The 17,533-nt window shown below is 52.8% G+C and carries 16 protein-coding genes; 10 read left to right on the top strand and 6 right to left on the bottom strand.

What is annotated here, in order from left to right; genetic code table 11:
* Positions 1–5: 5 nt before the first annotated feature.
* From Q4E93_RS06160 to Q4E93_RS06150, 3 genes are read left to right on the top strand one after another with little or no spacing between them, the layout of a single operon-like run.
* On the top strand, positions 6–2,546 hold the full coding sequence (locus Q4E93_RS06160; RefSeq protein WP_303583473.1) for a DUF5686 family protein: 2,541 nt from the start codon (positions 6–8) through the stop codon (positions 2,544–2,546).
* Between the two features lie 9 nt (positions 2,547–2,555).
* A complete protein-coding gene (locus Q4E93_RS06155; protein ID WP_303583471.1) occupies positions 2,556–3,872 on the top strand; it encodes a DUF4833 domain-containing protein in 1,317 nt (438 codons plus the stop codon).
* Between the two features lie 5 nt (positions 3,873–3,877).
* Positions 3,878–4,819, top strand: a complete 942-nt coding sequence (locus tag Q4E93_RS06150; protein ID WP_303583469.1) for a phosphatase PAP2 family protein — start codon at positions 3,878–3,880, stop codon at positions 4,817–4,819.
* On the opposite strand, the gene Q4E93_RS06145 is transcribed toward Q4E93_RS06150, so the two are convergent.
* The gene (locus tag Q4E93_RS06145; protein ID WP_303583467.1) at positions 4,794–5,396 is read right to left on the bottom strand and encodes a TetR/AcrR family transcriptional regulator; all 603 of its coding nucleotides are present in this window, start codon (positions 5,394–5,396) and stop codon (positions 4,794–4,796) included. The genes Q4E93_RS06150 and Q4E93_RS06145 overlap by 26 nt on opposite strands.
* A gap of 122 nt (positions 5,397–5,518) precedes the next feature.
* On the opposite strand from Q4E93_RS06145, the gene Q4E93_RS06140 reads away from it, so the two are divergent.
* Positions 5,519–5,947: a response regulator gene (locus Q4E93_RS06140; protein WP_303583465.1), complete on the top strand. Its 429-nt coding sequence runs from the start codon at positions 5,519–5,521 to the stop codon at positions 5,945–5,947.
* Between the two features lie 30 nt (positions 5,948–5,977).
* On the opposite strand, the gene Q4E93_RS06135 is transcribed toward Q4E93_RS06140, so the two are convergent.
* Positions 5,978–6,412 carry a CBS domain-containing protein gene (locus Q4E93_RS06135; RefSeq protein WP_303583463.1) on the bottom strand — a complete coding sequence of 145 codons (435 nt, stop codon included), beginning with the start codon at positions 6,410–6,412 and terminating at the stop codon, positions 5,978–5,980.
* A 134-nt stretch (positions 6,413–6,546) separates the two neighbouring features.
* Between Q4E93_RS06135 and Q4E93_RS06130 the strand changes: the two genes are divergently transcribed.
* Entirely contained in the window at positions 6,547–8,385 is a 1,839-nt protein-coding gene (locus tag Q4E93_RS06130) for a glycoside hydrolase family 9 protein (protein WP_303583461.1), read from the top strand.
* Positions 8,386–8,406: 21 nt separating this feature from the next.
* On the opposite strand, the gene Q4E93_RS06125 is transcribed toward Q4E93_RS06130, so the two are convergent.
* Positions 8,407–9,213, bottom strand: a complete 807-nt coding sequence (locus Q4E93_RS06125) for a 3-keto-disaccharide hydrolase (RefSeq protein ID WP_303583459.1) — start codon at positions 9,211–9,213, stop codon at positions 8,407–8,409.
* Between the two features lie 208 nt (positions 9,214–9,421).
* On the opposite strand from Q4E93_RS06125, the gene Q4E93_RS06120 reads away from it, so the two are divergent.
* Both Q4E93_RS06120 and Q4E93_RS06115 read left to right on the top strand, forming a co-directional pair.
* Positions 9,422–9,754 (top strand): hypothetical protein, encoded by a 333-nt coding sequence (locus Q4E93_RS06120; protein WP_303583458.1) that lies wholly within the window; start codon positions 9,422–9,424, stop codon positions 9,752–9,754.
* A gap of 82 nt (positions 9,755–9,836) precedes the next feature.
* Entirely contained in the window at positions 9,837–10,496 is a 660-nt protein-coding gene (locus Q4E93_RS06115; RefSeq protein ID WP_303583456.1) for a lytic transglycosylase domain-containing protein, read from the top strand.
* Here Q4E93_RS06115 and purE read toward each other — a convergent pair.
* Both purE and Q4E93_RS06105 read right to left on the bottom strand, forming a co-directional pair.
* Entirely contained in the window at positions 10,493–11,008 is a 516-nt protein-coding gene (gene purE / locus Q4E93_RS06110) for a 5-(carboxyamino)imidazole ribonucleotide mutase (protein WP_303583454.1), read from the bottom strand. The genes Q4E93_RS06115 and purE overlap by 4 nt on opposite strands.
* 5 nt (positions 11,009–11,013) lie before the next feature.
* Positions 11,014–12,138 carry a 5-(carboxyamino)imidazole ribonucleotide synthase gene (locus Q4E93_RS06105; protein WP_303583452.1) on the bottom strand — a complete coding sequence of 375 codons (1,125 nt, stop codon included), beginning with the start codon at positions 12,136–12,138 and terminating at the stop codon, positions 11,014–11,016.
* A gap of 327 nt (positions 12,139–12,465) precedes the next feature.
* On the opposite strand from Q4E93_RS06105, the gene hppD reads away from it, so the two are divergent.
* Together hppD and Q4E93_RS06095 are read left to right on the top strand one after the other, a co-directional pair.
* Positions 12,466–13,599 carry a 4-hydroxyphenylpyruvate dioxygenase gene (hppD, locus tag Q4E93_RS06100; RefSeq protein ID WP_303583451.1) on the top strand — a complete coding sequence of 378 codons (1,134 nt, stop codon included), beginning with the start codon at positions 12,466–12,468 and terminating at the stop codon, positions 13,597–13,599.
* A gap of 99 nt (positions 13,600–13,698) precedes the next feature.
* Positions 13,699–14,928: a L,D-transpeptidase family protein gene (locus Q4E93_RS06095; protein ID WP_303583449.1), complete on the top strand. Its 1,230-nt coding sequence runs from the start codon at positions 13,699–13,701 to the stop codon at positions 14,926–14,928.
* Between the two features lie 32 nt (positions 14,929–14,960).
* Here the strand turns inward: Q4E93_RS06095 and Q4E93_RS06090 are convergent, their stop codons facing one another.
* Entirely contained in the window at positions 14,961–16,256 is a 1,296-nt protein-coding gene (locus Q4E93_RS06090) for an aspartate kinase (RefSeq protein WP_303583447.1), read from the bottom strand.
* Between the two features lie 259 nt (positions 16,257–16,515).
* Between Q4E93_RS06090 and fbp the strand changes: the two genes are divergently transcribed.
* The gene (gene fbp / locus Q4E93_RS06085) at positions 16,516–17,526 is read left to right on the top strand and encodes a class 1 fructose-bisphosphatase (RefSeq protein WP_303583445.1); all 1,011 of its coding nucleotides are present in this window, start codon (positions 16,516–16,518) and stop codon (positions 17,524–17,526) included.
* Positions 17,527–17,533: the final 7 nt, after the last annotated feature.

Here is a 17,533-nt window from a genome sequence, read left to right as displayed (position 1 = left end):
ACAGGATGAACCTTAAGACAAGCATTATGACCGCCGGTATCGCAACGATATTGGCATTAGCATTCACTCTCAACAGCATGGCGCAGACCGTGACAGGATATGTCAGGGACGCCGCTACCAGCACCCCATTATCCAATGCCAGCGTATCGATCAGAGGCCAGCATGGCGGCGCCCGGACCAATGCCGACGGCAGGTTCCGCCTCCCCGCGGAAAAATTCCCCATCGACATCGTCGTCACCATTGTAGGCTACGACCCCTACACCATCCACCTGGACTCATTGCCCACCCTGGATATCCAGCTGACGCTCACCCGGCAGTTCAAGGAGCTGGGCAAGGCCACGGTGAGGAACAAGAAGCAGAAATACCGCAACAAAGGCAATCCCGCTGTCGAGCTGATCCGCCAGGTCATCGACCATAAGAATGCCAACAGGATGGAATCTTACAACTATGCCACCTATGAGAAATACGAGAAGCTGCAGGTCTCCGTCAACAAGGCCAACGAGACGAAGCTGGGCAAGAACAAATTGCTGAAACCCTACCACTTCCTGGTGGAGAACGGGGATACCACCAAGCTGGAAGGCCGCGTCCTTTCTCCCGTATACCTGGAGGAAGCGCTGTCGGATGTTTATTACCGGAAGAATCCCGAGAAGACCAAGACGGTCGTAAAAGGCAAAAGAAAGGTAGACTTCGGCGAATTTGTGGACATGCAGGGCATCAGCATGTACCTCAATCGCTTATACCAGGATTTCAACGTATACGATAATAATATTTCCGTCTTTACCAACCTCTTTCTCAGCCCCATCGCGGATATGGGGCCCACTTTCTACATGTATTTCATCGACGATACAGTGACGGTGGATACCCAGAAGCTGGTGCGGCTGTCCTTCCGCCCCAGGAACCCCAACGACCTGCTTTTCAGGGGTACCATGTGGATCACGCTCGACGGGAATTATGCGATCCAGAAGCTGCGCCTCCTGGTGAGCAAAAGCATCAACTTCAACTTCGTCCGGGAGATGAAGATCGACCAGGACTTCCAGCGGATGCCCGACGGTCGATATCTGCTCCAGAAAAGCGATGTCCTGGGCGACTTCGGTATCAATAAGTCGGGGACAGGGCTATTCGGGGAACGAACGGTCTCGTTCAAGGACTTTAAGACCAATGTCCCCGTGGACGACAGCGTTTTCCGGGGCCCTGCAGAAGTGGTCCTTGACAGCGCGGAAACCCAGCGGGACAGCTTTTGGGTCGCCTACCGCCATGACACCCTGACAAAGGCGGAATCAAAGGTTTACGCCAACATCGATAGCCTCCAGCACATGAAATCCTTCCGCCGCCTGATGGACTGGGGCACCCTGCTGCTCGCCGGCTACAAACAGGCCGGGATCTTCGAAATAGGCCCCGCCAGCACTTTCTACAGCTTCAACCCCGTGGAAGGCTTCCGTCTCCGCTTCGGAGGCAGGACCACCACCAAGCTCAGCACACGATATTACTCCGAAGCCTATGCCGCCTATGGTTTCAAGGACCAGAAGTGGAAGTATTTCATCAGCGGCACCTATTCCCTCAACAATAAAAGTATCTACGGCTTCCCCCAGAATTATATCCGGGCCAGCTACCAGAAGGATACGAAGATCCCCGGACAGGAGCTCCAGTTCGTACAGGAAGACAACTTCCTGCTGTCATTCAAACGGGGTAACAACGACAAATGGCTTTATAACAATATCTTCCGGCTGGACTACAAGCATGAGTTCGGAGATCATTTCTCCTATGCATTTGGACTAAAATGGTGGAAGCAAACGCCCGCAGGCACCATCTCCTATGTAAAAAGCGGGGGAGCGGATACCCTGCAGACGATCACCACCAGCGAATTATCCACCGAATTCCGCTGGGCGCCCCACGAACAGTTTTATATAGGCAAGCTGTACAGAGTGCCTATTTTTAATAAATATCCGATATTTACACTCAGGTATTCGACAGGGGTGAAGGGATTGTTTGGCGGAGAGTACAACTATCATAATTTCGGAGCGGAGTTTTTCAAGCGGTTTTATCTCTCCTATCTGGGATACACGGATATTACCATCGATGGAAATTATACGCTGGGTAAGATTCCCTGGCCGCTGCTGAATATCCAGCACGCCAACCAAACCTTTGCCTATCAGCTGCAGAGCTTCAACCTGATGAACTTCATGGAGTTTATCACAGATCACTCTGCCGCCGTATATATCGACCACTATTTCAATGGGTTTTTCTTCAATAAGATCCCCCTGTTGAAAAAGCTGAAATGGAGAGAGGTCATCGAGGCCAAGCTGGTATATGGAGGGATGAGGAATGAGAACGATCCGACAAAACACCCGGAGCTCGTGCAGTTCCCCCTGACAAATGGGATAGGAGAGACCTTTACCCTCGACCACCGGCCTTATTTGGAGGCTGGTTTTGCCATCGCTAATATTTTCAAGCTGGTGAGAATAGATTTTATCAAACGTTTCACCTACCTGGAACATCCGGAGATCCCTACCTGGGGCATCCGGGCCAGGGCTAAATTTGACTTTTGATCTGAGGACATGAGCATTCGCAATCAACTACAACAAGGAATATACAAGGTCATCAATCCATTCGTCCGGTTGCTGATCCGGGCGGGTCTTACCCCCAACATGGTGACGACCATCGGACTGGTGCTGAACATCGGGGTTTCCATCATCTTTATAGAAGGAGCAGAGAAAGGCAATCGCGGCGACCTTTCCTACGTGGGCTGGGCCGGAGCGCTCATCCTGTTCGCAGGCCTGTTCGATATGCTGGACGGACAGGTGGCCCGCCTGGGTAATATGAGTTCCCGCTTCGGGGCCCTGTATGACTCCGTACTGGACCGCTATAGCGAATTGATCCTGTTCCTGGGTATATGCTACTACCTGGTGGCCCATCACTATTTTCTCAGCAGCCTGGTGGCCTTCATCGGTATGATCGGCAGCCTCATGGTCAGCTACACCAGGGCGCGCGCCGAAGGATTAGGCATCGAATGCAAAGATGGATTGATGCAGCGCCCGGAAAGGGTCATCCTCATCGGCGTCTCCGCACTGGCCTGCGGCATCGCCTCCAGGTGGATGGGCGGGAACTATAAGGTCCATTGGCCCAATTCCTCCTTCCCCATGTTCGAGACCATTTCCATCTTCACGCTCCCGCTAACGGTAATGGCTATCCTGGCCAACGCAACGGCCATCGGCCGCCTGCGCGACGCCAAAAAAGCCCTGGAAGAACAGGAAAAACAAAAGACCGGTACCGCCAGTTCCCCCTCCAGCCCCGTGAAAAAGGCCAGCATCTTCCTCTGGCTCATCCTGGCATCCACCCTGGCTACATCCGCCCTGGCACAGAAACAAAAGGTCGGCGTCACCGTTACGCCCGTCAACGCCGCGCCGGACAGCTTTCCCATCCCCCCTCATCGGAACAATTCACTATTCTACCTGCAGCGTACGCCGAATATCAATACCATCATCTGCGAGCTCAACGAAAAGAATGGGGTTCCCGATCCCGACGAACCCGTCCATGTGCTCTGGATCCGCTACACAGAGCAGAAACAACGGCAGGAGCTGAACTTTATACAGCGCCATTTTGCCTATGGTATCAAAGCCCAGCCATTGGGCAACGGCAATTACGAGCTGCGTTTCGTATCCTATAAAAAGATACCCATGTACCTGCGGAGGTCACCCCTGGACAACCTCCATCACGTCTATGTCACCATCGATAACAAACAAATCTTGCTGAACAGGGTCTTTATCAAGATCAACCCGGGCGGCAGCTTCTGGTCGCCGAATGTCGAGTACCTCGAATTCAGAGGCATCGATCCGGACAATGGTAAAGAGATGATGCAACGTATAAAAATCTAGTGGAAATGGATTCAACCAGCGTCGCCCCTGCGAGGACGCCTCTCACTTATAAAATGGTCCTGAAAGTCACCGCCATCTCGGTCGCTTACCTGCTGCTGGCAGCCTGGCTGATTGGCTATAAGTCCGATCAGGTCTTCCTCGTGCTGCTGTTCAATACCTTATTTTATCTTTCTGGCCCCACCCGCCGTTTTATCCTGGGCTTTTCTGTCTTCATCGTGTTCTGGATCATCTTTGACTCCATGAAGGCCTTCCCCAACTACAGGTACAATGTCGTGCATATTGAAAGCCTGTACCTTGCGGAAAAAAATCTCTTTGGCATCCACGGGCAGACGCCCAACGAATATTGGGCCGCCCATACCAACAGTTTGCTCGATCTGCTCACCGGCATTTTCTATCTCTGCTGGATTCCTGTCCCACTGGCCTTTGCAGGCTATCTTTTCTATAAGGACAAAACAGCCTTTTTAAAATTCTCCCTCACTTTCTTATTGGTAAACCTGCTGGGCTTCGTCATTTATTACGCTTATCCCGCCGCGCCGCCATGGTATGTGCAGCAATACGGATTCCAGTTCAATCCGCATACTCCGGGCAATACGGCGGGACTGGGCCGCTTCGACAGCCTCCTGCATGTTTCGGTCTTTGCCGGCCTGTACGCCAAAAGCTCCAATGTATTTGCTGCGATGCCTTCCCTGCACGCCAGCTATCCCCTGATCGTGCTGTATTACGGTATTCGTACAAAACAGGGATGGATCAACCTCCTTTTCGGCTCCATCATGGCAGGGATCTGGTTTGCCGCCGTCTATTCCAGCCACCACTATGTGCTGGACGTATTGGCCGGCATCACCTGCGGATGCACCGGCATCGTACTGTTCAATTATCTTTATGGGAAGATGGGCGGATTCCGCCGTTGGGTGGACCGTTGCGCTATCGTCCTATCCCCTCGACCATGATATCCACGATGGAGTCGATCTGCAGGTCCATGCGGGGACATTGCGCGCCTGTAAGCATCAGCGGCATGGCCAGTCCCCGGAAACTGCTCACCATCAGGTAAGCCACTAATTCGATGTTGTCGTTATTGAGCTTCTTGAATTCCCCGTTGCGGACCCCTTCCTCCAGAATGCCTTTCACCAATGCCACATGCGTCGTGTCAAACCTGCTCTTCAGGTCCGTCATGACACAATGAAGGTCCGCGATCTCGCTCTTCAGCGCATCGCTGAGATTGCATAGCTGGCTTAGCTTATGGAGGCGGCACCGGCAATAGTTGATCAGCTTTTCCTTCGACGTGGCAGCCTGCCCGATGGATTCATGGATCTGATCCAGTAATTCGTCCATTTCTGCATGGAGGACGGCTTCGAAAATGTCTTCCTTGCTGGGATAATAGTAATACAGGGAACTCTTGGCCTTGCCCAGACTCCGGGCGATATCGCCCATGGTCGTCTTCTTAAACCCGGTCTTTTTGAAAAGGGTTCTGGCAGTGTCAATGATATCCCTGACTACGATCTCATCCTTTTGAAGCATTTCGGCCATGCGTTGACGACTTTAACAGCACAAATTTACGCATTTTCCGGCCCATTCTTTGGTTAATGGTTCGTGAATCTTGTCGGTCAGCAAGCTTTGCCCTAACTTTAAATAACTAATTGCCTGCCATCATGCAACACAAGCTGAACTGTATCCTCCTCATCGACGATGACGAACCTACCAATTTCCTGAACCGCATCACCCTGGAGCAGGCAGACTGCGCGCACACCGTACAGACCGTCCAGAGCGGACAGGAAGCCCTGGACTTCCTTATGCACCAGGGCAAATACGAACAGGCCCCCCATTGCCCGCACCCCGAACTGATTTTCCTGGATATCAATATGCCGGCCATGGATGGTTGGGAGTTCCTGGAAAAGTATCGCCAGCTGCCGCCAGCACAAAAAGCCAGCATCGTCATGATCATGCTGACGACCTCCCTCAACCCCGACGATCAGCTGCGCGCCGGGACAATCCCGGAAATAGACGGCTTCGAGCACAAACCGCTCAGGATCGACCGGTTAATGGAAGTGCTGAAAAATTACTTTCCGGAAAGACTATAAGCGCAGCATTGCGCTTGTACAGCCCGTGATCTATATCCCGGAATGCAGATAATCCTTGAGATGGGAAATGGTCTCCTCCTGCGTGAGGATCGTCTCTTTTACCACATCATTGATCGAGATGATGCCACAAAGTTCGTCATTGTCGAACACCGGCAGGTACCGGATATTTTTGTCCGACAACAGCTGCATGCAGAACTCAATCGTATCTTGCGGCTTTACATGCGGAAGATCGTTGGTCATGATCTCCGACACCCTGGTGTCCGTGGAGGACTTGCCTTTGAGGATCACTTTCCTGGAATAGTCACGCTCCGTCATGATCCCCTTGTACTGCCGGCCCTCCAGGACTAACACCGAGCCAATATTCTGATCGGCCATGATCCGCAATGCATCCAGGACAGTGGTCTCGGGACTGACAGAAGTGATCCTGCTGCCTTTGTGCGAAAGAATATCAGCTACCTTTTTCATACATCAAGTTTTGGGATGAACAATCGTTTTAAATTAGTGGATATTACAATATACGGATTTTTTTTCATTAATCGTCGGCAGCCAGGGGGGCAAAAATTTTTATATGTAGCTTGCAGCCTGTAAAACAATTTACTATGCCTGCGAAATGGACTTCCCTGATCATCGCCTTGTGCTTGTGTGCCATCTGCACGAATGCGGAAGAACAGCTCACCCGCACTCCCGATGGGACCCCCATTTTGTTAAACCAGCTGGGTTTTTATCCCCACGCTCCAAAACTGGCCATCATCACCGGGCAGCCGCAGGCAGCCGTATTCTACATCGTCGCGGCCCGGCCTGACGACACCGTCAACTTCCACTCCGGCGACAACGCCGTACACCCGGGCCACAACGCCAACTTCCACCCCGACAACGCCGACTTCCACCCCGGCGACACCGTCTATTCAGGTCCCCTTGGGCCCGAAACTGCCAGCGCCAATTCGTCCTTACGGTGCCGGACAGCTGATTTTTCCTCCTTCACAAAAGAAGGCGCCTTCAGGATCCTTGTCCCGGGCCTGGGAAGCTCATATACTTTCCGCATCGGCCGCCACATGGCAGCCCCGGTTGTCCGCGCAGCATTGAAAGGCTTTTACTACCAACGCTCCGCCATGCCACTGGACAAGGCATACGCCGGCGTATGGAGCCGCCCTCCCGGCCACCCGGATACCCTGGTGCTCATACATCCTTCCGCGGCTTCGGATCTTCGGCCTGCGGGTACCGTTATCTCGTCACCCGGAGGCTGGTATGATGCGGGCGACTATAATAAATACATCGTCAATTCCGGCATCACCATGGGCACGCTCTTGTCCGCCTACGAGGATTTTTCCGCACTCTTCGATACGCTCCATACCAATATACCACCGGTGCATGGGGTGCCCGACCTGCTCAACGAATGCCTGTACAACCTCCGGTGGATGCTGACCATGCAGGACCCCAATGACGGAGGCGTATATCATAAATGTACCAACGCGGCATTCGACAGCATGGTCATGCCGGGTGTTACAAAGACGCCCCGCTATGTGGTGCAAAAAGGGACGGCCGCCACGCTGGACCTCGCCGCCGTCACGGCACAGGCAGCCCGCGTCTTCCGGAAATATGACCGCCAGCTGCCCGGTCTGGCAGACAGCTGTCTTCATGCCGCGGAAAAAGCCTGGCAATGGGCGCTGGCCAATCCTTCCCGGATCTACGACCAGCCCGCGATGAATAAATTATATGCTCCGGCCGTCACCACGGGCGCGTATGGCGACAAGGACATGAGAGATGAATGGTGCTGGGCAGCCGCCGAACTGACGGTCACGACAGGGGAGGAGAGATACAGGAAAGTCTTGTACGAAAGGATCAACGACCCGGCCACCCTGCCCACCTGGAGCAACGTCCATATGCTGGGTGAATATAGCCTTCTCCGCCATGCGGCCTCCCTTCCGCAGGATACCATCGCCCGCCTGAGACAACGTGTTCTCCGGATGGCGGACCATTACGTCGCCCTTGCCCAAAACAATGCATTCCACACGGTGATGGGTACCTCCACCCGTGACTTTGTCTGGGGCAGCAGCGCGGTAGCCGCCAACCAGGGCATCCTGCTCATCAATGCATGGCTCCTGACAAAGGAAAGGAAGTACGTCGATTACGCCACGGCCAACCTGGACTACCTGCTGGGCCGCAACGCCACCGGCTATTGCTTTATAACAGGGATGGGCAGCCGTTCACCCCTTCATCCGCACCACCGCCCCTCCGTTGCGGACGGCATCACACCCCCCATACCCGGCTTGTTGGCAGGCGGCCCCAACCCCGGACGGCAGGACAGACAGACGTATCCTTCCTCCGAGGCTGAATTGGCTTACCTGGATGATGACAAGGCATATGCTTCCAATGAAATAGCCATCAACTGGAATGCGCCCCTGGTCTACCTGGCGGGAGCCATAGAGGCATTACATTGAACCCATTCTGTAAATGAAGTATTACAATGGCCTGATCCAGATATTGCGGTAGCTGATGGGCTCGCTGGGATCGCCATGCGCCTGCAATTTGATAGGAGAGGGGCCATGCGCCTTGTAATATGGTTTGCCGCGATAGCGCGTCTGACCTTTCAGCTCAAAATCATTTTCCACCAGCACGCCATTGTGCAGCACCGTTACCTTCGCGGGAGACGCCAACGAGCCGTCCGTATGGAATACAGGCGCCGTCCAGATGATGTCATAGGTCTGCCATTCGCCCGGCTTGCGGCAGGCATTGGCCAGCGGAACGGCTTGCTTGTAAATGCTGCCTACCTGCCCGTTGACATAGGTCTTGTTGTTGTAATTGTCCAATACCTGCAGCTCATAGCCGTCATCGCCCTTGCCCGTGCTGGCGAGGAAAATACCGCTGTTGCCCCTGGCCTGGTCAGATCCGGTGATGTTGGCCGGGATCCTGTATTCAATGTGCAGCTGGTAGTTGGAAAAAGATTCTTTAGTCTGGATATTGCCCACTTTTTTATTCACGGTCATCACGCCGTTGTCGACGATCCACTTCGCGGCGCTGCCATCGCTCACCATCACCCATTTGTCCAGGTTCTTACCATCAAAAAGGACGACCGCATCGGAAGGCGCGTCCCCCGCCTGTGCGCCGGGCGTCACCACGGGCGGTACCGGGCTGTATATTTCTGTCAGCTTATGATCGTCCAGCGAATCGGCCTGGGCACGTACAGCCGTAACACCGGCAAAAAAACCCATAGCGGAAAGTATCAATACTCTTGTTGCAGAAGGACAAGCAATTTGGATCATTCTCATGGTGATTTATTGAGGATACAATTTAAAACAAAATTTGCAAAGACTATTTTTTGGCGTTATTCATTTATTATGATAGCTTGTGGCCCTCTGGCACACAAAAAACTTTCCCGATCTTACCTTCCATAAACCATGCAGCTATGGGTCTTACCGGAATGCATCTCGCCGGGGAAGATACTTAGAAATTGATAATCAGTATCCACATTAAAAAATGAGCAACAACAGGGTATTTTTTGGCTATATCAGCTTTTTGCGTGAGAAGGTCGATGCTGCGATCGAAATAATGTCGAAAAGAAGGAGCGATTATTTATGGCAATGTTTCAACCCATCCAGGATGGTGCAGGACGGGCCAACGGAAGAAAATCCTAACATGAGCTTTTCCATCATACTCGATACGGATGATCCTGACGATATCGTCGCCGATATAGAGGCGGTGGTCAGACAGCTGCCCTTTTCATCCTGTACCCTGGTGGTGGAGAATCTCTCCACCAGGGAGCATTTTGTCCATAATTGGGAAAGGATCGAACCTTCCCATACCCTGTAAGCTTATAGTTTTCATGTATTTATAATCTGGCACCCCGATTGGAATTACCCGGCGGATTACATCGTACCTGAAAACTATTAACATGTTGACACGCGCAAAATTCTACAGGTGTATGCTCTTTTTATCGATCGCCGTTCTTTCCGGCAGCACCATCGATAATAAGCCCGTCATTGCTAATAAGGACAACGACGCGGAAAAGACAGGCATCGTCCTGAACATCCACGTTCGTCAGTTCGTCAATCATTATATCCAGGAGAATTGGGAGGCCCTTGCCGCCGTAAAACAAAGGAGCGCCCGCCCCTTCAGGCTGATCGATTCGGTATTCAGCCGCTATGGCCTGCCAAAGGAAATGAAATACCTGGCAGTGATAGAATCCGATCTGAAAACTACGGCAGTCTCCCGCGTCGGTGCAAAAGGCCCCTGGCAGTTCATGCCTGCCACCGCTATGCAGCTGGGATTAAAGATAGATTCCCTGCACGATGAACGCACGCATTATTATAAAAGCACAGTTGCCGCGGCAAAATATTTAAAAGACCTGTACAGTGAGTTCGGCGACTGGTACCTCGTCCTGGCCGCTTACAACGGAGGACCCGCTCCTGTTTATCGCGCCATCCACAGATCCGGCAGCCGTGATTTCTGGACCCTGGAAAAATATCTCCCTGCCGAGAGCAGGGGGCACGTAAAGCGGTTTATCGCTTCGCATTATTACTTTGAAGGGATCAGCAGCGTGGCGATGCTTTAGTCGAACCCATTCGCCCAACCAGCCCTTTTCAGCAGATCGACTTTCCTGAGAACGTCCTTCTCCATCTTGCTTTTAAAAGCCGCCACCTTAACGCCTATCAGCGGATCGAAGGCGCCCAGGATAGAAGCCGCCAGGATCCCTGCATTCTTTGCGCCGTTCAGCGCTACCGTCGCCACCGGAATACCACCCGGCATCTGTAAGATGGACAGCACGGAATCCCATCCGTCGATAGAGTTGGATGACTTGATAGGTACGCCGATCACAGGCAGGGAAGTAATGGACGCCACCATGCCCGGCAAATGAGCGGCGCCGCCCGCACCCGCAATGATGACCTTCAATCCCCGCCCCTCGGCCTTACTGGCATAATCCACCATCCGCTGGGGAGTGCGGTGCGCGGACACCACCGTGAGCTCGAAAGGGATGTCGAATTCCTTCAGCACGTCGGCCGCCGCCTGCATGACGGGAAGATCACTGTCACTGCCCATGATGATACCAACCATTATCTTATACATGCTGACTATTTAGAAACGACTTTCAATGTGTTCTTGATCTTATGCGCCTTGTACACCAGGTCGTGCTTTTCCTTACTGAGAATGGTGACATGCCCCATCTTCCTGCCAGGCCTGGTCTCCCGCTTGCCGTAGATATGCACGAACGCATTATCCATTTGCAGCACTTCGTCCAGTCCTTCATAGTGCGCTTCGCCGCTATGCCCTTCTTCGCCTAATAAATTGACAATAGCCGCAGGCAGGATGGCATCCGTATTGCCCAGGGGATAGCCCAGGATGATGCGCCACAACATATCGAACTGGGAGCTGTAGTTGCCTTCAATGGTATGATGCCCGCTGTTATGCACCCGGGGCGCCGTCTCGTTGACAAAGACATCCCCGCCCCTGTTGACGAAGAGCTCTACGGCGAAAATGCCGGGGCTTTTCAATTCTTTCACCACCCGCATGGCGATGGCCTCTATCTTCCATAATGTCTGTTGCTGCAGGTCAGCCGGGCTGATCTGGTAATCCAGCAGGTTCAGCCGGTTGTCGAATACCATATCCACGGGAGGGTAGACCACCGTCTCGCCTTTTCCGCCGATGGCCACCAGCATGGCGATCTCCTTGTCCACATTCACCATCTTTTCCAATACGCCCGGGGCATCAAACCCTTTTTCAAGGTCTTCTTTTTTGTGCATCAGCTGCACGCCACGACCGTCATAGCCCCCCTGGCCGATCTTATGCACGGCCGGAAGGAAATGGTCTTTGCTCCGCAGGTCATTCAGGTTCTCCGTCACCAGGTATTCGGCAGTGGGAATGCCGTTGCCGGAATAGAATTGTTTTTGGGTGATCTTATTCTTGATCGTACGCAATGCCGCCGTCCTGGGATAGACTTTCACGCCTTCCGCTTCCAGCTTCTCCAGGGCATCTTCATTGACGGATTCTATTTCAATGGTCAATGCATCCAGCCCTTTTCCGAAATTATATACGTCATCGAAATTCCGGATATCACCTTTTACAAAATGACGGCACAGCAGTGCCGCAGGACATGCTTCGTCATTTTCCAAGACATAGGTTTCCACCGGATAATTCGCCGCTGCCTGCAATAGCATCCTTCCTAGCTGACCGCCTCCTAAAATTCCTACTCGTAACATGCTGGTTATTTGAGCCGAAGATATAGCTTTTACCAAAATAAAAACTATCTTAGCAACTTAAATCATATGCGGCCCGACTATATCCATAAAATTTTCGACGACAAGCGTTTGCATTACTTCCTCCTGATGGAAGCGCTGGCCATGGACGCCTGAAGCAGCCCCAAGCTTCAAGCTATTAGCTACAAGCCTGACTTATTTAAGCCTCACTTGAAGCTTGCAGCTTGTCGCTTGCAGCTCAAAATCCCCCCAACCCCTAAAAAATCTAAGCTCGCAGCTTGAGGCTTGTCGCTTGCAGCTTTATTAATTGCCTTTCAAAAAATTAAGTGTATGTCAACTTCACCAGCAGCCACCACGCGCAAGCCGGACTCCGGCGCCGATTTCCTGCCGCTGCAGGGCACGGATTATGTGGAATTTTATGTGGGCAACGCCAAACAGGCGGCCCATTTTTATAAGTCAGCCTTCGGTTTCCAATCCCTGGCCTATTCCGGCCCCGAAACAGGCAGTAAGGACAAAGTGAGCTACGTCGTCCGGCAAAACAAGCTGACCTTCGTCTTCACCACGGCCCTTCATCCCAATCATCCCATCGCACAGCATGTGCAGGTCCATGGCGACGGCGTCAATATATTGGCCCTTCGCGTGGACAATGCCGCCAGCGCATGGAACGAGACCACGGCCCGGGGGGGCAAAAGCGCCATGGAACCTACTATTCTGACCGATAAATGGGGGGAAGTCGTCCTCAGCGGTATCCATACCTATGGGGATACCATTCATCTTTTCGTGGAAAGGAATAATTACAGTGGGCCTTTCATGCCCGGCTTTTCAGAGTGGAAGACAGCTTATAATCCCCCTTCCACAGGCCTGCAATATGTAGATCATTGCGTAGGCAATGTGGGCTGGCACCAGATGGACCGCTGGGTAAAATTTTACGAGGAGGTGATGGGCTTCCGCAACATCCTGTCTTTCGACGACAACGATATTTCCACGGAATATTCGGCCCTGATGAGTAAAGTAATGAGCAACGGCAATGGCTATGTGAAATTCCCCATCAACGAGCCGGCCGAAGGCAAGAAAAAATCACAGATAGAAGAATACCTGGATTTCTACAGAGGGGAAGGCGTGCAGCATGTGGCCCTTGCCACCCCGAACATCGTGGACACCGTCACCCAACTGAGGGATAGGGGAGTGGAATTCCTCCAGGTGCCATCCTCTTATTATGACGACCTGCTTAGCCGGGTAGGGACCATCGACGAAGACGTCCAGCCCCTGAAAGAATTGGGCATCCTCGTGGACAGGGACGACGAAGGCTACTTATTACAGATTTTTACCAAGCCTGTGGAGGACCGCCCCACACTCTTTTTCGAGATCATTCAACGAAAAGGGGCTCAAAGCTTTGGGAAAGGTAATTTTAAGGCCCTTTTCGAGGCGATAGAGCGCGAGCAGTCCGCCAGGGGCAACCTTTAGGGAAACCTCTATATAAAAGCCAATTTTTAGTTATAAAGACCTGTGCATATTAGTATATATGGCAGGTTTTTTGTTTATTTATGGTACCCTATTTCTATCATGTTGAAAAAGACCAGAATAGTCAGCCATTGCATCGCGTCGTTGATGGGAATATTTCTTTTTTCTGTCCAGGACCGCGTATCCGCCCAGACCTCGGTATCTACCATCCATTTCATCGATTATCAACGTTCCATCCCCAAGATCAGCGAGCTGCTCAATCGCAAGGAAGACACGTTGATGAAGCAATTCAGGGAAAAGAACCTTTCCTGGCCGGCCAGGTACGTATACATCCGGTCATTCAAATATGACAGCCAGCTGGAAGTTTGGGTAAAGAATACCCGGGATGAAAAATACAAGCTGTTCAAATCTTACAAAGTATGCGCGCTGGCGGGAACCCTCGGTCCCAAGCGGATGGCAGGCGACTACCAGGTGCCGGAAGGTTTTTACTATATCAACGAGTTCAAGCCGCGTAGCGAATATCACTTGTCCCTGGGCCTCAATTACCCCAACGCTTCCGACAGGATCCTCAGCGATTCCAGTCAGCCGGGCGGGGACATCTACATCCACGGCAGCTGTGTCACCACGGGCTGCATCCCGATCACTGACGCCCAGATAGAGGAGCTCTACATCCTGGCGGCTCATGCGAAGGACATGGGAGAGGACTTTATTCCTGTGCATATCTTCCCCGTGAATTTCAACAATGCCCGCAGCGTCGACTATCTCAATAAATACCTGCAGACCTTTGCGGAATATACCCCCTTCGCCAAAAGCATGCGCAGCGCTTTCTACTATTTTGAAAAATACCGGGAAGTGCCGTTTGTCATGGTCAACGGCAAGGGCGAATATGTGACGGAAGAAGTAGCGCCCGAGGCGGAAGTAAAGATCGCGAACGCGAGGCCCGTGGAATCCCAGAAAAAGGCGCAGTCAACGCGCGCCCCCCGTCCGCAAAGGATCAGCCCCGTTAAAGAGGACGATCTGGCCAAGGTGGTGGACAAGCTGCCCTTGTATCCCGGAGGCAACGGCGCTTTCCAGGATTTTCTCAACAGGCTGAGCAAGGATGGTCTCAAAGACCTCGATGAAGGCCAGACAAAGACATTCGTCATGGTGGAATATGTCATCGATTCCGAAGGCAAGCCCGTCTACGCAAAAGTGATCCGTGGTGGCAACGAAAATATAAATGAAAAGATAGAGGATGCCTTCCTCGCCATGCCGCAATGGTCCCCGGCCAGCCGCTCGGGGAAGAATGTGGCGATCCGCCTCAAACAAACCATCATGATCGGGGCGGATTAGCCCCGCCGCCGGTCTCCCGCGATTAAGCTGCATCAGCGCATCAGCACCTGCACCGTTTCCGGCGTCTGTTGCCGCAACACCGCCGTTTTTCCCGCTGTCAGTCTCTCCAGCACCTCCGCATTGTAATGCCGGATCGTCAGCAGCGTCAGCCCTTTCTCCAGTTGTACATCGAAGAGATCTGCCGCCGTCAACGCCAGCTTCTCGATCTTGTCGGCACGGTCGTCCAGGCAGACCTGCAGGCTGACCGCGCCGCTTTGCATCAGGTTGGGCTTGATACGCAGCTCCTCGAACAATTGGTAAAGCGCCGCCGTCCCTTTCTCTCCCACGAATGAAAAATCCTTCGAATGCAGGTGTACCAGCACCTGCCCCTGTTTGAGGACAATGATGGGGGGGAGGCCTTTCGCCGTATGGCTATTGATGACGGTGCCCGGCAGCGCGGGGTTGAGAAAACATTTTACATACAGCGGGATGCCTTTATTCTGCAAAGGCTTGATGGTCTTTGGGTGGATCACCTGGGCGCCGTAATAAGCCATCTCGATCACCTCGTCATATCCCAGCTCGCCGATGAGCTGCGCATCGGGGAATTCCTTGGGGTCCGCGTTCATTACCCCCTCCACATCCTTCCAGATGGTCTGGCTTTCGGCATCCAGCATATTGGCAAAGACGGCCGCCGTATAGTCGCTGCCTTCCCTTCCCAGGGTAGTGCTCTCGTTCTCCGACGTCGACCCGATGAATCCCTGCGTGATCACCAGCCGGGTCTCATTGAACAGGGGCAGCACTTCCGTCTGCACCCTTGATTGCGTAAAAGCCCAGTCGATGGCCGCATCCCGGAAATTATCGTCGGTGCGAAAGATATCCCGTACATCGACCCATTGGTTGTCGATGCCAGATTCCGCCAGGTAGGCGCTGATGATGGAGGTGGACAGCAGTTCGCCCACACAGACCACCTGGTCATAATAATAGTCGTAATCCCGCACCGGCTTGTCATGCAGCAGCCACTCCACCTCCGTAAAAAAATCCTTCAGCTGCGCCTCGGCGGCCAGGTAGTTGCTCACCAGCAGGTATTTGGCCGTCGTAAGATGACTGTCCTTCACCTGCTGAAAGAGTTGTAACGCTTCTTCACGATGTCCGCCATAAAAGGCTTCCACTACTTTTTCCAGCGCATTGGTGGTCTTTCCCATCGCAGATATGACCACCAGTATATTGTCCTCGCTGTAGGAACGCAGGATACCGGGCAACTTTTGGATCCTTTCGATGCTGGCTGCGCTGGCGCCACCGAATTTGAAAACTTTATTCACGGAATTATTTGTCTTTTTAGTGGTGTTCATGATTACTTCGTAATTCATCATGGGTGCAAAGATAGCGGCAAGCTGCAAGCCGCAAGCCGCAAGCCAGGCTTTTTTTATGTGTCTGTAATACATAATAGCCCGGCTCGCAGTTCAACGCTCAAAGCTTAGCTCTGATTTTTTTTATATATCTTCGCCCGGCTTGCAACTCAAAGCCCAAAGCTCACAGCTCGCAGCTCAAAGCTCACAGCTCGCCGCTCAAAGCTTGCAGCTTGCAGCTTGTAGCTAAAAAAAACGCGCTATGAATGTGAACAGGAAAGTACTCACGCTCGACGAATTCACCATCCAGCAGCTACGTATGTTCCCCAACGCCACGGGCGAACTGAGCAACCTCCTCCGTGACATGGGGCTCGCCGCCAAAAGGGTCAATGTAGAGGTCAATAAGGCGGGGTTGGTGGACATCCTGGGTGACGCCGGCACGATCAATGTCCAGGGAGAGGACGTAAAAAAGCTGGACATCTTCGCCAACAATCAATTCATGGGTGTATTGAGGCATGGCATCAGCTGCGCAGGCATTGGCAGCGAGGAGATGGATGAATTTGTCGTATTCGACGATGAGATCAGTAATAATTCCAAATACGTCTGCCTTTTCGACCCGCTCGACGGCAGCGGTAACATCGACGTCAATGTTTCCATCGGCACGATCTTCTCCGTTTACCGCCGGGTCAGTGAAAGAGGCAAGCCCTGCACGAAAGAAGACTTCCTCCAGCCCGGCCGCAAGCAGGTGGCCGCCGGCTACATCGTCTACGGCTCCTCCACCATGATGGTCTATGCCACCCGCCGGGGCGTCAATGGATTTACGCTGGACCCTTCCATCGGGGAGTTCACCCTCAGCCATCCGGATATCAAATGTCCTGAATCCGGTAAGGTCTACTCCGTCAACCACGGTAATTTCTTCCAATACGAGGATAGGGTGAAAGCTTACATCGACGCCTGTCAGAAAAAGAACAGGGACAATGGCGGACCTTATACACAGCGTTACATCGGCAGCATGGTGGCCGATGTGCATCGCAACCTGATCAAGGGCGGCATCTTCATGTACCCCACTACCATCGACAAGCCCAAAGGCAAGCTGCGGCTGTTGTACGAATGCAATCCCTTCGCCTTCATCGTGGAAGTGGCCGGCGGGCGCGCCACCAACGGGAAGCAGCGGATACTGGATATACAGCCCACCGAGCTGCATCAGCGGTCCTCTCTCTTCATCGGCAGTAAGAACATGATGGACGAGCTGGATACCTATCTCAACCAATAGCCCGCGC

The sequence above is a fragment of the Flavitalea plasmicola genome (assembly GCF_030546645.1).
Taxonomy (GTDB): Bacteria; Bacteroidota; Bacteroidia; order Chitinophagales; family Chitinophagaceae; genus Puia.
The sequence above is the reverse complement of the archived record's forward strand: the minus strand, read 5'-3'. Positions and strand labels throughout refer to the sequence as shown.

What these genes read in the sequence shown, in the direction of transcription:
- Q4E93_RS06150 (WP_303583469.1), top strand. Translation starts at nt 3,878, where the DNA reads ATGGATTCAACCAGCGTCGCCCCTGCGAGGACGCCTCTCACTTATAAA.
- hppD (WP_303583451.1), top strand. Translation starts at nt 12,466, where the DNA reads ATGTCAACTTCACCAGCAGCCACCACGCGCAAGCCGGACTCCGGCGCC.
- Q4E93_RS06120 (WP_303583458.1), top strand. Translation starts at nt 9,422, where the DNA reads ATGAGCAACAACAGGGTATTTTTTGGCTATATCAGCTTTTTGCGTGAG.
- purE (WP_303583454.1), bottom strand. Translation starts at nt 11,008, where the DNA reads ATGTATAAGATAATGGTTGGTATCATCATGGGCAGTGACAGTGATCTT.
- Q4E93_RS06095 (WP_303583449.1), top strand. Translation starts at nt 13,699, where the DNA reads ATGTTGAAAAAGACCAGAATAGTCAGCCATTGCATCGCGTCGTTGATG.
- Q4E93_RS06135 (WP_303583463.1), bottom strand. Translation starts at nt 6,412, where the DNA reads ATGAAAAAGGTAGCTGATATTCTTTCGCACAAAGGCAGCAGGATCACT.
- Q4E93_RS06125 (WP_303583459.1), bottom strand. Translation starts at nt 9,213, where the DNA reads ATGAGAATGATCCAAATTGCTTGTCCTTCTGCAACAAGAGTATTGATA.
- fbp (WP_303583445.1), top strand. Translation starts at nt 16,516, where the DNA reads ATGAATGTGAACAGGAAAGTACTCACGCTCGACGAATTCACCATCCAG.
- Q4E93_RS06130 (WP_303583461.1), top strand. Translation starts at nt 6,547, where the DNA reads ATGCCTGCGAAATGGACTTCCCTGATCATCGCCTTGTGCTTGTGTGCC.
- Q4E93_RS06145 (WP_303583467.1), bottom strand. Translation starts at nt 5,396, where the DNA reads ATGGCCGAAATGCTTCAAAAGGATGAGATCGTAGTCAGGGATATCATT.
- Q4E93_RS06115 (WP_303583456.1), top strand. Translation starts at nt 9,837, where the DNA reads ATGTTGACACGCGCAAAATTCTACAGGTGTATGCTCTTTTTATCGATC.
- Q4E93_RS06090 (WP_303583447.1), bottom strand. Translation starts at nt 16,256, where the DNA reads ATGAACACCACTAAAAAGACAAATAATTCCGTGAATAAAGTTTTCAAA.
- Q4E93_RS06105 (WP_303583452.1), bottom strand. Translation starts at nt 12,138, where the DNA reads ATGTTACGAGTAGGAATTTTAGGAGGCGGTCAGCTAGGAAGGATGCTA.
- Q4E93_RS06140 (WP_303583465.1), top strand. Translation starts at nt 5,519, where the DNA reads ATGCAACACAAGCTGAACTGTATCCTCCTCATCGACGATGACGAACCT.
- Q4E93_RS06155 (WP_303583471.1), top strand. Translation starts at nt 2,556, where the DNA reads ATGAGCATTCGCAATCAACTACAACAAGGAATATACAAGGTCATCAAT.
- Q4E93_RS06160 (WP_303583473.1), top strand. Translation starts at nt 6, where the DNA reads ATGAACCTTAAGACAAGCATTATGACCGCCGGTATCGCAACGATATTG.